Source organism: Streptomyces sp. NPDC005262 (assembly GCF_042872425.1).
Classification (GTDB): domain Bacteria; phylum Actinomycetota; class Actinomycetes; order Streptomycetales; family Streptomycetaceae; genus Streptomyces.
This window is the reverse complement of the sequence record NZ_JBIAKK010000031.1, coordinates 20,945-34,596: the sequence shown is the minus strand read 5'-3', so window position 1 is coordinate 34,596 and position 13,652 is coordinate 20,945. Positions and strand designations below refer to the sequence as shown.

Annotated in this window: 12 protein-coding genes and 3 pseudogenes; 3 read left to right on the top strand and 12 right to left on the bottom strand. The window is 69.4% G+C overall.

The features are described from left to right. Window positions 1-259: 259 nt before the first annotated feature. The 3 genes and pseudogenes from ACFYP5_RS38170 to ACFYP5_RS38160 form a co-directional block, all read right to left on the bottom strand. Complete coding sequence (locus tag ACFYP5_RS38170) at window positions 260-1,093, bottom strand: enoyl-CoA hydratase/isomerase family protein (protein WP_389044558.1); 834 nt, start codon at window positions 1,091-1,093, stop codon at window positions 260-262. A gap of 313 nt (window positions 1,094-1,406) precedes the next feature. Continuing rightward, window positions 1,407-1,547, bottom strand: a complete 141-nt coding sequence (locus tag ACFYP5_RS38165; RefSeq protein ID WP_389044556.1) for a hypothetical protein — start codon at window positions 1,545-1,547, stop codon at window positions 1,407-1,409. Between the two features lie 595 nt (window positions 1,548-2,142). Next, window positions 2,143-2,235 (bottom strand): annotated as a pseudogene (locus ACFYP5_RS38160) (S-adenosylmethionine-dependent methyltransferase); the annotation flags it as partial. Between ACFYP5_RS38160 and ACFYP5_RS38155 the strand changes: the two are divergent. Continuing rightward, window positions 2,209-2,525, top strand: a pseudogene (locus tag ACFYP5_RS38155) (transposase family protein); the annotation flags it as partial. The pseudogenes ACFYP5_RS38160 and ACFYP5_RS38155 sit on opposite strands and share 27 nt — an antisense overlap. A 459-nt stretch (window positions 2,526-2,984) precedes the next feature. Here the strand turns inward: ACFYP5_RS38155 and ACFYP5_RS38150 are convergent. The 5 genes from ACFYP5_RS38150 to ACFYP5_RS38130 all read right to left on the bottom strand — a co-directional run bounded on the left by ACFYP5_RS38150 (window position 2,985) and on the right by ACFYP5_RS38130 (window position 8,100). Beyond that, window positions 2,985-4,076: an IS630 family transposase gene (locus ACFYP5_RS38150; protein WP_389044555.1), complete on the bottom strand. Its 1,092-nt coding sequence runs from the start codon at window positions 4,074-4,076 to the stop codon at window positions 2,985-2,987. 68 nt (window positions 4,077-4,144) lie between these two features. After that, complete coding sequence (locus ACFYP5_RS38145; protein ID WP_389044552.1) at window positions 4,145-5,425, bottom strand: MFS transporter; 1,281 nt, start codon at window positions 5,423-5,425, stop codon at window positions 4,145-4,147. Between the two features lie 3 nt (window positions 5,426-5,428). After that, on the bottom strand, window positions 5,429-6,013 hold the full coding sequence (locus tag ACFYP5_RS38140) for a DUF5825 family protein (protein ID WP_389044551.1): 585 nt from the start codon (window positions 6,011-6,013) through the stop codon (window positions 5,429-5,431). Next, window positions 6,010-7,917 carry a RiPP maturation radical SAM C-methyltransferase gene (locus ACFYP5_RS38135; RefSeq protein WP_389044549.1) on the bottom strand — a complete coding sequence of 636 codons (1,908 nt, stop codon included), beginning with the start codon at window positions 7,915-7,917 and terminating at the stop codon, window positions 6,010-6,012. The genes ACFYP5_RS38140 and ACFYP5_RS38135 overlap by 4 nt, the downstream gene beginning before the upstream one ends. A gap of 57 nt (window positions 7,918-7,974) precedes the next feature. After that, the gene (locus ACFYP5_RS38130) at window positions 7,975-8,100 is read right to left on the bottom strand and encodes a hypothetical protein (protein WP_256223277.1); all 126 of its coding nucleotides are present in this window, start codon (window positions 8,098-8,100) and stop codon (window positions 7,975-7,977) included. 325 nt (window positions 8,101-8,425) lie between these two features. On the opposite strand from ACFYP5_RS38130, the pseudogene ACFYP5_RS38125 reads away from it, so the two are divergent. After that, a pseudogene (locus ACFYP5_RS38125) lies at window positions 8,426-8,695 on the top strand (polysaccharide deacetylase family protein); the annotation flags it as partial. Between the two features lie 111 nt (window positions 8,696-8,806). Here the strand turns inward: ACFYP5_RS38125 and ACFYP5_RS38120 are convergent. Genes ACFYP5_RS38120 through ACFYP5_RS38105 form a run of 4 tightly spaced genes read right to left on the bottom strand, consistent with a single transcriptional unit; the run spans window position 8,807 to window position 12,576 of the window. Then, window positions 8,807-9,475 carry a response regulator gene (locus ACFYP5_RS38120; protein WP_389044546.1) on the bottom strand — a complete coding sequence of 223 codons (669 nt, stop codon included), beginning with the start codon at window positions 9,473-9,475 and terminating at the stop codon, window positions 8,807-8,809. Then, entirely contained in the window at window positions 9,472-10,752 is a 1,281-nt protein-coding gene (locus tag ACFYP5_RS38115; protein WP_389044565.1) for a sensor histidine kinase, read from the bottom strand. The genes ACFYP5_RS38120 and ACFYP5_RS38115 overlap by 4 nt, the downstream gene beginning before the upstream one ends. 40 nt (window positions 10,753-10,792) lie before the next feature. Beyond that, entirely contained in the window at window positions 10,793-11,632 is an 840-nt protein-coding gene (locus tag ACFYP5_RS38110) for an ABC transporter permease (RefSeq protein WP_389044545.1), read from the bottom strand. Then, on the bottom strand, window positions 11,629-12,576 hold the full coding sequence (locus tag ACFYP5_RS38105; RefSeq protein WP_389044543.1) for an ATP-binding cassette domain-containing protein: 948 nt from the start codon (window positions 12,574-12,576) through the stop codon (window positions 11,629-11,631). The genes ACFYP5_RS38110 and ACFYP5_RS38105 overlap by 4 nt, the downstream gene beginning before the upstream one ends. 202 nt (window positions 12,577-12,778) lie before the next feature. Between ACFYP5_RS38105 and ACFYP5_RS38100 the strand changes: the two genes are divergently transcribed. After that, window positions 12,779-13,570, top strand: coding sequence for a hypothetical protein (locus tag ACFYP5_RS38100; RefSeq protein WP_389044540.1), 792 nt, complete (start codon window positions 12,779-12,781; stop codon window positions 13,568-13,570). Window positions 13,571-13,652 lie beyond the last annotated feature (82 nt).

Sequence of the window (13,652 nt, the reverse complement as noted above, 5' to 3'; positions counted from 1 at the left end):
CGAGATACGCGCCGACCTCCACCTCGGCCTGCTTCAACTCGCCTGCAGCATCATCTGCTTGAGACGACTCCGAACCTCATTCTGAAACGATCAGTAAGGCATCGGATGCTGTCACGTCGGGTCTTGCCCTCCTGAGTGCGGCGTTCGTAGTACGCCTGGGTGCGGGGATCGACGCGCATCTCCACCCCGTCACGTTAGCCCCGATCCGCCAGTCGGTCCTGAGGCGTCGCACTCAGGGCGGCGGCCTTGCCGGGCCGGCTCAGCGGAACTCCGCCACGGCCTTGCCGAGGTCGCGTTCAAGCTCACCGGGCGAGTGGAGGCCCCTGCTCGCCAGGTAGTCCAGTCGCTCACGGGTTTCGGGCAGGCTGACCAGACCGAGGAACATGGCCGAGTCCGAGCGTACGTTCGCCTGGTCCGGCAGCGTGAGGTCGTTGATGGCGCGCTTGGCGGCCTTGACCCCCTCGGGCGGAAAGCCGGCGATGCGCTTGGCCAGGCGCTCGACGAAGCCGTCCAGTTCGGCGTTGGGCAGGGCGCGGTTGATCCAGCCGTAGCGTTCGGCGAGGTCGGCGTCGAAGTCGTCGGCGCCGGTAATGACTTCGATGGCGCGTGTCCTGCCGAGCCGCCGCGCCAGATGCTGCAGGCCGCCGGCGCCGGGCAGGGCGCCGGTGCCGGACTCGAACTGCCCGAAGATCGCGTTCTCGCGGGCGGCGAAGATCATGTCGCACGCCAGGGCGAGTTCGCTGCCGCCGCCGCGGGCCCTCCCGCGCACCTTGGCGATGGTGATCACCGGGACGTGCGCCAGCTTGTACAGGAACATGCCGAGCGAGGCGTCGCCGGGGCCGCCGGCCTTCGCGGCCTCTGCGGTGTACTGCGGTACCGCCGTGAGATCCACATGCGCCGAGAAGAACTCGGCCGAGGCGCTGTCGATGACGACGACTCGCACGTCGCCGGGGTCGGTGTACAGCGTGTCGACGAGCGAGACCAGGTCGCGGACGAGGTCGACACCAAGGAGATTGAGGGGCCCGGCGTCGAGGGTGGCGAACAAAACACCGGCTTCTTGTCGGGTCTGGATCGAGGAGTAGGCGAATCGCATGATCACTCCGTTGCGTGCGAAGGGAGCCGGGAAAGGGGCTGCAGGTTATGCCGGAAGATGACTACAGGACAGAGAGGGACGCCGTCTCAGATCCCGGAGTCCCTGTTCGCGGGCGGAGCCGTTCCTCGTCCGGCCGGCGTCGCCCTTCGCCAGCGTCCTGCACTCCGGAAAGTCCCACTTCGAGCCAGTGCTGGACACCTCCCCGGGCTCATGGATGTCGCGCCCGAGGCCGAAGCTGCTCATGCGAGCTCCCTCACGGTCGGGAGACCTCCCGTCACCGGCCAGGCAGGCGAGTCGTGACCTCCTGGAGCACTCAGCCGTTGCCGTCCGGGTCGCTGAACGAGGCGTAGGAGCCATAGCTGGTGCGGTCCGGGTCCGGTCCGGACACCCGGCCCACGGTCCCGGCGCGGTGGAACACCCCGCCCTCGTCGTGGAACACCTCGCTGATCTCCACGCTGCGGGCGGCGAGCTCGGCCGGGCCGCCTCGATGTCGGAGACGATGAGGTGAAGTCTCTCGGCGGAGCCCGGTGCGGCGGAGGTGAGCCCTATACCGAAGATAACCGAGCACGGCGAGCCGGGCGGGGTCAGCTGGATGCCCCGGAAGTCCTCACCACGCGCGACTTCGGCGTCGAGTGTCATGTTCATGATCGACGGCTCCTGCTGTTCGGCGTCCTCGCGGTCTCCGGCCTCGGCACTGCTCTGTGCCTGGCGGTACTTCGGGACGGTCAGGCGGGTGGCGGCCAGGGCCGGCCGCGAGGCGATCGTAAGCAGACGCCGGGTCCCGCCGCGTCCGGTGGCACCGGCGGTGTCGTCCATCCGACTGGTGCCGTGCCCGGCCTCCCGCCGCTCTCTCTGCCGTCGGCCTCACCGTCGGCGAGCGGCCCGCGCCGTACTGCGTATCGGCCTCCCGCGCCACATGGGGGTGGTGCGGGAGGCCGTGCCGGGTGACAGTCGCGCCAGTGCGGCTCTCGGCGGTGTGTCGGCACCGACCTCATCCTGACCCGGCATCAGGATGAGCGTCAGGACAACACCACAGCACCCCTACCCTGGCTTCCCCGAGGACTGCGTGCACGGAGCTGGACCTCTTCGGGTCGCGCCAGGTTGAAGCGCCAGGTCACGGTCAGGTGGGAGAACTCCTCAATTCGTTTGCCGCCATCCTGGGCGTCCCCACCCTGACGAACTCGACTACGAGAACATCGGCGATGAGTTCCGCCACCCGGTCAAGAAGCCCAAGGCCGGCGAACCCACCGAGCCAGACCGGACGTTCAACGCGCTGATCTGCGGCGTGCACGGCATGGCGAAGCGCGCGAACACCCTGCTAAGAGTCACCTTCAAGGCCCTGCGCAGGGCCAGCCTCGATCCAGCCGCAATCACCCGCATCGCCCGGGCCGCCCTCGTCCTGCTCCACCTCGAACAAGGCCGCAACACCTAAACGAAGATCACGAACCGTCACGAGAGGCTACCGAGAAGGGGTCATCGAGGGGTACGTAGGAGCACCGTGGTTGTACCGGATCTCTGCCGCTCACAACATTCGGTCCAACAGAGGCCCCGAGTGTCCGATCACGGCGTCGGGTTGGCCTCCACGCTCGTCTCGATCTCCCCGGTGGTGCCACCACCGACCGACACGGCTCCAGGACCAGAGGCTGTCACACCAAGCACAGGCGGTGGGCTTGGCGGCTGTTGGGGAGCCGCTCCGACGATCTTGGTCTTAATGGGTGCTCCGGAGGGGCTGTGGTCGTGAGTGCAGTCGCCGGCGTGGTGACCAACGTCGTAACTGAAGATCCACCACCAGGTCTCATCGTCGCATTGGTTGCCCTGGTCGCCGTGGGTGCGGCATTGCAAATGCTCATCAGCCGTTCAGAACGGCCGGCTGCCCGGCCCACAAGTGCAGCTAGTCTTCTGAGTCGGGAATTCTGTTCAGATATGAGGCGAGGCGTTCGAGGATCTCGTCTGCGGTCTTGGTCCAGACGTAGGGCTTCGGGTCGGTGTTCCAGGCTGCGATCCAGTTGCGGATGTCCTTCTCCAGGGCCTGGACAGATCTGTGGACGCCTCGCCGTATCTGCTTGTTGGTGAGCTCGGCAAACCATCGCTCGACGAGGTTCAGCCAGGACGAGCCCGTCGGTGTGAAGTGCAGATGGAACCGGGAATGGGCCAGCAGCCACTTCTTGATGGCGGGTGTCTTGTGGGTCGCATAGTTGTCACAGATCAGGTGGACATCCAGGCCGGCAGGCACTTCCTTGTCGAGCTTGATCAGGAACTTCTTGAACTCCTCCGCGCGGTGCCGGCGGTGCAGGGAGCCAATCACTTTGCCGGTTGCGACTTCCAGCGCGGCGAACAGTGTGGTGGTACCGGCGCGGACGTAGTCGTGGGTAGTCCGCTGGGGAACTCCGGGCATCATCGGCAGAACCGGTTGCGAGCGGTCCAGGGCCTGGATCTGCGACTTCTCGTCCACGCAGAACACCAAAGCCCGTTCGGGCGGGTCCAGGTAGAGACCCACCACATCGTGGACCTTGTCGATGAAGTACGGATCGGTCGACAGCTTGAAGGTCTCCGACCGGTGCGGCTGCAGGCCGAACGCTCGCCAGATCCGAGACACCGATGACTGCGACAGGCCCATCTCCTTCGCCATCGAACGGGTCGACCGGTGTGTTGCGTTCTTCGGTGTCGACTCCAGCGTCTTGGCGACCACCGCGGCAACCTGCTCGTCCGTCACCGTCCGGGGCCCACCCGGACGCGGCATGTCACCCAGACCGGCCATCCGGTACTGCACGAACCTCGACCGCCAACGGCCCACCGCTTGAGGTGTGGAACCGAGTTGGGCCGCCACATCCTTGTTCGAGGCCCCCTCGGCACAGGCCAGGATGATCCGGCACCGAAGTGCCCACGCCTGCGGCGTGGAACGACGCCGCACCCACCCCTCGAGTGCAGCCCGCTCCTCACCCGACAGTCTTAACTCGGCCTTTGGCCGCCCAGTCCGCGCCATAGAGCAAGCCTATACATCTGAACAGAATTCCTGACTCAGAAGACTAGGCGGGAGGCCGTCGTGAGAGACTAGCGGCGGCTCTCCGCGTCCAGGGCCCGCTCCGGCACCGTGACACCCATCCCCGTGGGTGCCCAAAGGGTCGCCGCGGAGAGCAGAGTCACGGCCGCCGCGCCCATGAGCATGGGTACGTTGCCGAGCCAGGCGGCCAGCGCGCCCCCCGCAAGGGCTCCGACCGGCACCGTCGTGAGCAGCACCGCCTGCACGAGTCCCGCGACGCGGCCCTGCATGCCGTCAGGGGTGACCAGTTGCTGCGTGGTCGTCATGGAGATCATCCATACGGTGCCGGAGAGGCCGTAGCAGACCTGGTACGCGAACAGCACGGGGAAGGCGAGGCCCAGCGACGCGGCCGGGATCAGGAACACGGCGGCGCCTGCCGCGAGTCCGAAGATCTGCGTGGCCCGCCACAGCCCCGAGGTCCTGGCGAAGCGTCCGGCGAGCAGGGCGCCCGCCAGGGTGGCCGCGCTGTAGGCCGCGTACATCGTGCCCAACTGCCAGGCGGGCAGGGAAAGATCGCGGGTCGCGTAGAAGACGTAGAGGGCGGCCGCCGCACCGCTGCCGAGGTTGAGTCCAGCGCCCGCCAGGACCATGCGGCGCAGCCGGCGCTCGGCGCGCACCACTGCGAGTCCCGTTTGCAGCGAGCCGGCCAGGGACTTCGCGCGGGCGGGCTCCCGCGAGCCTGTCAGCGCGTCCAGCGCGGCGGGGAGCGCGAACAGAAAGAGCGCCTCGATCGCGTAGGCTGCACTGCCCGCGAGGAGCCCCGCGTCGGCTCCGAGGAGCCCGACCATGACACCGCCGAGCGCGGGCCCGCCGACCTGTCCGCTCGTACGGGCCGCGGTCAGGGCCGAGTTGGCGGCGAGAAGCCGCTCCGGTCCGACGACGCGCGGCAGCGCTGCCTGGAGCGCGACGGAGAGCGTGAAGGTGAAGGTGCCCGAGACGCCTGCGACCACGTACAGGTGCGCCAGGGTGACATGCCCCACCGCGCCGGCCAACGGGATCGAGCCGACGACCAGGGTCTGCAGGGTGGTCACCCACACGAGGAGGCGGCGCAGCCTGATCCGGTCGACGATCGCTCCGGCCAGCGGGCTCAGCACTGCGCCGGGCAGGTAGGTCAGCGCCAGCAGCGCGGCCGCCCCGAACGGCCCCGCGCCGAGGTCGGTCACGGCCAGCAGGGGCAGTGCGAGAGCGGTGATCTGCCGCCCGACGGAGCTGGCGACCTGCTCGCCGCACAGCAGCGCGAAGGGACGGTGGCGACGCAGGGGGACCGACCCGTCGGCCCGTGACGAGCCCAACCCTCAGATCCCCGTGCAGGGAACGGGCCAGCGGCGCAGCCGCGGCGGCAGGGCCACCGCCCAACCGTCGGCGACGAGAGCGAGCCGCTCGGCCGCGAGCAGGTCGACGGCCTCCCGCTGCACGGCGTCGAGTTCACCGAGCGCCGTGGGCTCCTGGACCATGGCGAAGGTGGCGAGCAGGTCCGGGTGGTCGAGGGTGAACCTCGCCGAGGCGGGCCGCTCTCTGCGGTCCATGACGGTGATGAAGTCCGGGCCGCGGCGGTGGTAGAGCATGCCGGCGGGGAAGGCGGCGTACGAGGTGCGCCAGGCCCTCAACTCACTTGGTTCGTCGGGCCGTTCGACGGGTGGGGGGAGGTGGTTCAGCATCCGCACGTACGGGACGTCATGCGTGTCAAGCGGGTCGTCGTCTCGCGCCCGGTCTTCGTAGGCGATCTCCCAGTGCGTACGGAACCGTTGGCTCTGGCACTCGCGCAGGAACTGGACCGCCACCGCCGTCTCGCGCGCCGCCCCGCCCAGGCACAGCGGCACGTCCACGTGGACCTGTCGGCCGATCACGCGGTGGGGGACGGCCACGGGAAGCCCGGTCATGCGACCACGTCCTGACGGTCCGTGGATTGCGGAGCCGGGTCGGGGTCGATGCGGTCCGGTACGTCCCACGTGGGCAGGGACACGTACGTCCGCCCGTCGCGGAACACCAGCCCCGTCGCATGAGCCTGCTGGATCCACCCGCACAGTTCCTCGGCCGGGATGTCGTGTCCGTCGCCGGTCAGCAGCCGGTGCAGCGCGGGCTCCGTCCGGCCGTCCTCGAGGCGACGCATCGCTTGCGCCTGCCAGCCGGTCAGCCGGTGGGTGCGGTGGGGCCAGCCGTGGCGCCGGTCGTGTACGAGCAGTACGTCCACGCCGTCCTCCGCCTCCGCTTCCTCCATCACCAGGCTCGATCCGTGATGTCCGTCGCGCCATGCCGCGACGGCCCGCTTGAGCCGGCTCTCGGTCTCTCCGCCGATGCCCGCGTCGTCCGTCGCGAACAGGTAGACCAGGTCGGTGAGTTCGGACTCGGGCAGCTCGTAGACATGGTGGTACATCTCGGCTGGGCGCCGCTTGCCGAAGCCGAACCCCGGATCCGTGAAGTTCGGGCTGAACCGCTCCAGTTGGATGCGGTGGGCGCCGCCCGGGGGCTGCAGGTGGACGAGCGCGGGCAGCTGGTCGATGACCGGGGCGTAGTCCTCGACGGCCTCGCCCGGGAAGCCGTACAGGTAGTTCCAGGTGACGGTCAGCGCGTGGTTCTCGCACTCACGGAGTGTGCGGACGTTGCGGGCGCCGCTGACGCCCTTGTCCATGAGATCGAGGACCCGGTTGCTCAGGCTTTCGATGCCGGGCTGAATGAGCACGGCTCCGGCGCGCCCGAGGAGGGCGATCTGTTCACGGTTGAGGTTGGACTTGACCTCGTAGTGCATCCGCAGGTCCCAGCCGCTCTCGGCGGCGAGGGGCAGGAAGTCCTTGAAGTACGCCATGTCGATGATGTTGTCGACGGTGACGACGTCGAGGATGCGGTGCCGTCGTACGAGGCGGTCGATCTCGCTCCACAGCTGCTCGCCCGACTTGGCGCGGAACGCCATGGAGGAGCCGTTGAGCCCGCAGAAGGTGCAGTGGTGCTTCTCCCCCCACCAGCAGCCGCGCGCCCCCTCGACCACCAGCTTCGGGTAGACGTACTCGAGGACGGGGGATGCGTCGAGGGCTGCCTGCCACTGGTCGTAGTCGGGCGCGGGGATGTCGGAGGGCGCCACGGTGCGCCGGGACTCTTTGTTCGCCCGCGAGACCCGGCCGTCCGTCTGCCCTTCCCACCAGCACAGGCCCGGTACGTCGGCGGGTGGCGTGTCGGCGTCCAGGTGGCGCAGGAGCGCCGGGAAGGCGTACTCGCCCTCGCCGCGCACCACGTGGTCGACGAATGGATGGTTGCGGTGCAGGGCGTGCCCCATCGGGCCGTCGCAGTTGCTGCCGCCGAAGACGACGGTGAGCCCCGGACTGCGGCGCTTGAGCTCCCTGGCCAGCGCGAGCGAGGGCACGTTCTGCATGAACGTGGTGGTGAACCCGACGACGTCCGGTTCCTGGGCGAGCACTTCCGTCGCGCACTCGGCGATGAACTCGGCCGCGTGGACCCGCATGTCGGAGGCGGTGTCGATGCAGAGGCCGCGACGTGCGGCGTACTCCTTCAGCCGGGCGACGCCCCAGCTCTCGTCCTCGTACAGCACACCCGAGAAGACCCAGTCACCGAGGCCGTCGAAGATCGAATCGCTGCCGATCGTCTCGTAGTCACCGGGGCGCAGCCGCCCGCCGGACCGCTCGAGGAGGAACTCCGCCCAGCGCAGCGAGCCGTGGAACTCACGCACATCGTCGTCCGGGCGGACCTGCCGCAACAGCTGATGCAGCAAGCCCACTTGGAGAGAGGGCAGATCGATCGGGTGCCACGGCATGGTCACCAGCTGTACGCGCACACCACTCCCCCGTCACCGCCCCCTGGACATCCCGCTCACGCTCGCGTTCCCTCCCGCTCAGCGGGTCGGCGGGCGCTTCTCCATGACGGCGGGCTTGCGGTTCGTGCGCTCCTCTTCGCGGATCACTACCTTTTTGATCTCCACGACTCTCCCCTGGTCGACGACCTCGAACTCACGTGCCACATAAAGCAGTTCACCTTATAGAGCATCACACGCGCCCCACAAGAACCCCGACGGCGGAGCGGCCCGCCCGTCAGAGGCCGTGCAGCACGGGATCACCGAAAGCGACTTCGGGGTATTCGGGGTCGCCCTGCTCATGGCCCTCGATCGTGAGGGTGGCAACGCCAGTCAGGCCCACGGTCACCTTCACCGACCGGTTGGTCTGCGCGGCCAGACCAGGACCCCGCCCATAAGGGCTGCATGGCAGCCATGACGGCGTAGATACAAAGAGGGCCTCGCGATTGAACAGGCAGGCTCCTGCGGGCCCTGCTTCGGGCGCGGCGCGAATGCAGGCCACCTGACCGCCCGCCGCCTCGGCCTCATCCCGGTGCTGTGGACCTGCTGGGGCGAGGACTGGCGAGCCAGAGCCACACCCGACAGCGTCCACCGCACCGTCACGGCCGGCCTGTACGGCGGTGGCACGATCCTGCTTCACGACTCCGACTGCACCTCGGCCCCCGGTTCCTGGCGCACCACCCTTGGCGCACTGCCCCGCCTGCTGGAAACCTGCGAGCAACGCGGCCTGCGCGTCGGACCATTGCGGGAACACGGGATGTGAGTGCGGAGCAGGTGCGGGCGCTGAGGGAGCTGTTAGGGGAATTCCTACCACGACGGCCGCCGTGCCGCTCCGCGTTGCCTCGGAAGCGGCGGGACAGCCCTCGCCGTCCGCTCACCCCGCACCGGGGCCGGCGAGTCCGAGGTCATAAGCGAGGATCACAGCCTGGATGCGGTCGCGGGCCCCGATCTTGGCCAGGACACGGCCCACGTGTGTCTTGACGGTGGACTCGGACACGACGAAACGGGTGGCGATCTCACCGTTGGTCCAGCCCTTGCCGATGGCGACGAGGATCTCGCGCTCGCGTTCGGTGAGTGCATCCAGTCTCGGGTCCTCCTCGGAATCGCTCCGGCGAGGGGGCACGTGCTGGGCGTACTCGTCCAGGAGGCGGCGGGTGAGGGCCGGCGCGATGACGGCGTCGCCGATGGCGACGGCGCGGATGCCGGCGAGGAGTTCCTCGGGCCGCGCGTCCTTGAGGAGGAAGCCGCTGGCTCCGGCCCGGAGGGCGGCGTGGACGTATTCGTCGAGGTCGAAAGTGGTCAGCACGAGAACACGGGAGCGGCCGCCGGCGGCGGTGATCCGGTGGGTGGCCTCGATGCCGTCCATGCCTGGCATGCGTACGTCCATGAGGACGACGTCGGGACGCAGCTCGGCGGTCTTGCGGACGGCTTCGGCGCCGTTCGCGGCCTCACCGACCACCTCCGTCTCGGAGATGGAGTCGAGCAGCACCCGGAAGCCGTAGCGCTGGAGCGGCTGGTCGTCCACGATGAGCACCGTGGTCACCTGGCACCGGCCCGGGGCGTCATGTCGAGGGTGGCCTCCACCGCCCATCCCCCGCCGGTCGCAGGTCCGGCGCTGACGTTTCCTCCGTAGAGCGCCACTCGTTCTCGCATGCCCACCAGTCCGTGTCCTTCCTCGTTCGGTGATCCGGGGCGTCCCGCCGGGCCGTCGTCCCGGACCCGGATGACCAGCCGGACATCCTCGACGACCACCGACAGTTTCACCCGCGTGCCGGCCCCGGCGTGCTTCAGGCTGTTCGTGAGGGCTTCCTGAACGATGCGGTAGACCGTCAACTGCATCCCGCCGTCCAGGGCACCCAGGTCGCCGACGGTCCGGTAGACGACGTCCAGGCCGGCGGTGCGCACACCGTCGCACAGCGCCTCGATGTCCATGAGATCGGGCTGCGGACTCAGTTCAGGTGTGACGGACGGACCGTCCGACGCCTCCCGCAGCACGCCGAGCACGCGCCGCAGTTCACCGAGAGCGGTCCTGCCTGTGTCGCCGATGAGTTGCAGGGCCTCTTTGCCGCGTTCGGGAGCCGCATCCGTGGCATACACACCGGCGTCGGCGAGCGTGATCATGACGGCCAGGTTGTGACCGACGATGTCGTGCATCTCGCGGGCCACCCGTGTCCGCTCGGTGGCGGTCGCGAGCCTGCTGCGCTGGTCACGCTCTATCTCCAGGCGGGCCGCCCGTTCCCGCAGCCCCGCGAGCTGGGCCCGGCGGGTCCGTACCATCAGGCCGAGTGCCAGGGCCGCGGTCGCGGTGCTCAGCAGGAAGAACAGCGCGTCCCAGACGGACACCGCCGCAGACGCGCGCACCGCGACCAGTACCATCCCCGCCGCCATGATCCCGCAGGCCCATGGCAACTGCCTCGGCCGCCCGTGCAGGGCAAGGCTGTACAGGGCGATGAACAGGGCGACGTCCGCGCGCAGCGCGGCGCCCAGCGACCACTGCAGGACGAACACTGCCGCGATGGTGCCGAAGGCCGCCATGGGCCTGCGCCGACGCCACAGCAGCGGCAGCACCAGACCGGCCTGCAGGACCAGGGTGACCGCCGGGGGAAGCAGGGTGAAGGCGAGTCGGAACCGGCGTGGACCATCGCCGTCCCCGGCACCGCCGTGCAACAGGTCCGGCAGGCAGAACATGAGAGAGACCACCACCACCACCGTGGTGTCGAGTACCCATGAATGCGCCCGGTCTGCCTGCCGCAGCCGCTGGCCGCCCCGGGAGAGACGGGCGACCAGCGGCCCCATCCCGCTGGCTTCGTCGGCGGACATAGGTGTCGTCAAGGAGGTCACCTGCCCATGGTGCATGCGATCAGACGTCGCTGCGCACGAGCCGGTACGCCGCCCCCGTCAGGGCGAGTGCCGTCCAGGCGAGGAAGACCAGCAGCCCGGCCGTGGGCGACAGGGTGGTGGTGTCGTGCGTCAGGGCGAACATCGACTCGCCCGCGTTGCTCGGCAGGTAGGGACTGATGTCGTCCTGCCAGGAGCTGGGGAGCAGCGACACGAGCCCCGGGATCAGCATCAGGGCGGCAATCAGCACCGAGATGCCGCCGGCCACCGACCGCAGCAGCGCGCCCAGGGCGGTGCCGATCACGCCGACCAGGCCGAGGTAGAGCCCGGCGCCCAGCAGGCTTCGCAGGACTCCCGCGTCCGTCAGGCCCATCGCGGCGGGAGTGCCGGAGACGATGCCGCTGCCGAGCAGGAAGGCGACGAACGCGCCGAGCGTGCCGACCACCAGCGCGACCAGCCCGAATACGGCCGCCTTGGACCACAGCACCGGCAACCGGCGCGGTACGGCCGCCAGCGTCGAGCGGATCATGCCGGTGGAGTACTCCCCCGCCGTGACCAGCACGCCGAGCACGCCCAGGGCGAGCTGGGCGAAGTTGGTGCCGAAGAGGGACAGACTCACGGCCGTGGCGTCGGCGAAGTCCCGGTCCAGGTGACCGGAGCCGATACCGGACTTGTAGCGGCTCGCGGCGATCAGCCCGAAGGCGACGAGGAAGAGCAGGCCGAGGCTCAGGGTGATCCACGTCGAGCGCAGCGACCACAGCTTGGCCCACTCGGAGGACAGCACGCGCCGTCCGGTCACCCGGTAGGCGGGGCGGGCGGGGCCGGACGAGGGCGCCTCGACGGTCGCGGTGAGGGTACTCATGCCGCCCTCCCGTCGGCCGCCAGGAGGTCGATGCCGGTCGTGGAGCCGTGGTATTCCACGGCATCCTTGGTCAGGTTCATGAACGCCTCCTCCAACGAGACCGTCCGCGCACTCAGTTCGAACAGCGCGATTCCGTGCTCGGCCGCCTTCAGGCCGATCTCGCGGGCGGTCAGCCCGGTCACCTGAAGTTCCTCGGAGCCGGCGCGACCCGTGGCGTCGACACCGGGACCGGCCAGTACGTCCCGCAGCCTCGCCGGGTCCTGCGTGGCCACCTTCACCATGTCGCCGCCCGCCTCGCGGACGAGGTCCCGCACGGTCGTGTCGGCCAGCAGCCGGCCCCGACCCACGATGATGAGATGGTCCGCCACCAGGGCCATCTCGCTCATCAGATGGGACGACACGAACACGGTCCGGCCCTCCTCGGCGAGCGCCTTCAGCAGGTTGCGGATCCAGAGCACGCCTTCCGGGTCCAGCCCGTTGACCGGCTCGTCCAGCATCACGGTCTGCGGATCGCCGAGGAGCGCCGCCGCGATTCCGAGCCGCTGGCCCATCCCGAGGGAGAAAGCGCCTGCCCGCTTCTTCGCCACGCTCCCCAGCCCCGCGAGGTCGATGACCTCGTCGACCCGGCAACGGGGAATCCCGTGCGTCAGCGCGAGCGCCATCAGGTGATTGTGGGCCGAGCGGCCCGGGTGAATCGATTTGGCCTCCAGAAGGGCCCCGACCTCCTGAAGCGGTGCCTCGTGCCGGGCGTAGCGGCGGCCGTTGACCTTGACGGAGCCGCTCGACGGAGCATCGAGCCCGACGATCATCCGCATGGTCGTCGACTTCCCGGCTCCGTTGGGCCCCAGGAAGCCGGTCACCATGCCCGGCCTGACGGCGAAGTCCAGCCCGTCGACGGCAGTCTTCTCGCCGTACCTCTTGGTCAGCTGCTGTGCGTCGATCATTCGCGTTTCTTCCTGTCGGAGACCGGCGCCCGTCCGTCGTCCCTGACGCCTCACCGGCAACGCTAGGGACCAAAACGCCCCGCTTCGGTGGTACCGGGGGCTGATCCGCGCACATCGGGTCGTACCCCGGTACTACGTGCCGCCGCTCCGGCGCCCACGCTGTTCAGGTTGTGTTCAGGCACGGCGTGCCATCGTGCGGATCATGACCGCAGAGCACGTCCTCGACGACCAGCCCCTCGTCCCCGTACGCCGGATGGCGAACAAGGTGCCAGAGGCGACCGTCTACTTCTGGATCATCAAGGTGCTGACCACCGGCATGGGCGAGACGGCGTCGGACCTCCTGGCCCGGCTGCTCGGCCCGGTGCCGGCGGTCGCGCTCGGCGGCCTCGCCCTGACGGCCGCCCTCGCCGTGCAGTTCGCTCTCCGCCAGTACGTCGCCTGGGCCTACTGGACCGCCGTCGTCATGGTCAGCGTGTTCGGCACCATGGCAGCCGACGTCCTGCACGTCGGCCTCGGCGTACCGTACGCCGTGTCGGCGCCGGCCTTCCTCGCCGTACTGGCCGCGGTCTTCATCCTCTGGTATGCGAGCGAACGGACCCTGTCCATCCGCAGCATCCGCACCCGCCGCCGCGAGACGTTCTACTGGGCGGCCGTCCTTGCCACCTTCGCCCTCGGCACCGCCGCGGGCGACCTCACCGCCACCGTCGGGTTCGGCTACCTGGGCTCGATCGCCCTTTTCGCGGCCGCCATCTGCGAGCCCGCGCTGACCCACCGCTTCGGCGCCCTGAACGCTGTGCCCGCCTTCTGGATCGCGTACGTCATCACCCGTCCCCTCGGGGCCTCCCTCGCCGACTGGATGGCACTCGGGCACGCCCGCGGCGGCCTCGGCCTCGGACTGACACCGGTCACCCTCGCGTGGACGGCCGCCATCGTCGGATTCGTCGGCTACCTGACCGTGTCACAGCGCAACACACGCACCCGCCCCGCAGCCTGAGGGTCAGAACGCGCCACGGAGCGGGCCGGCCACCACCCGCGGATCCTCCGAACGCCCCGGACAGCTACCATGCCTTGCGGTC

Excerpts from the sequence above, each read along its gene's own strand:
- ACFYP5_RS38170 (WP_389044558.1), bottom strand. The coding sequence starts at position 1,093 with ATGCGATTCGCCTACTCCTCGATCCAGACCCGACAAGAAGCCGGTGTT.
- ACFYP5_RS38100 (WP_389044540.1), top strand. The coding sequence starts at position 12,779 with ATGACCGCAGAGCACGTCCTCGACGACCAGCCCCTCGTCCCCGTACGC.
- ACFYP5_RS38115 (WP_389044565.1), bottom strand. The coding sequence starts at position 10,752 with ATGTCCGCCGACGAAGCCAGCGGGATGGGGCCGCTGGTCGCCCGTCTC.
- ACFYP5_RS38105 (WP_389044543.1), bottom strand. The coding sequence starts at position 12,576 with ATGATCGACGCACAGCAGCTGACCAAGAGGTACGGCGAGAAGACTGCC.
- ACFYP5_RS38110 (WP_389044545.1), bottom strand. The coding sequence starts at position 11,632 with ATGAGTACCCTCACCGCGACCGTCGAGGCGCCCTCGTCCGGCCCCGCC.
- ACFYP5_RS38140 (WP_389044551.1), bottom strand. The coding sequence starts at position 6,013 with ATGACCGGGCTTCCCGTGGCCGTCCCCCACCGCGTGATCGGCCGACAG.
- ACFYP5_RS38150 (WP_389044555.1), bottom strand. The coding sequence starts at position 4,076 with ATGGCGCGGACTGGGCGGCCAAAGGCCGAGTTAAGACTGTCGGGTGAG.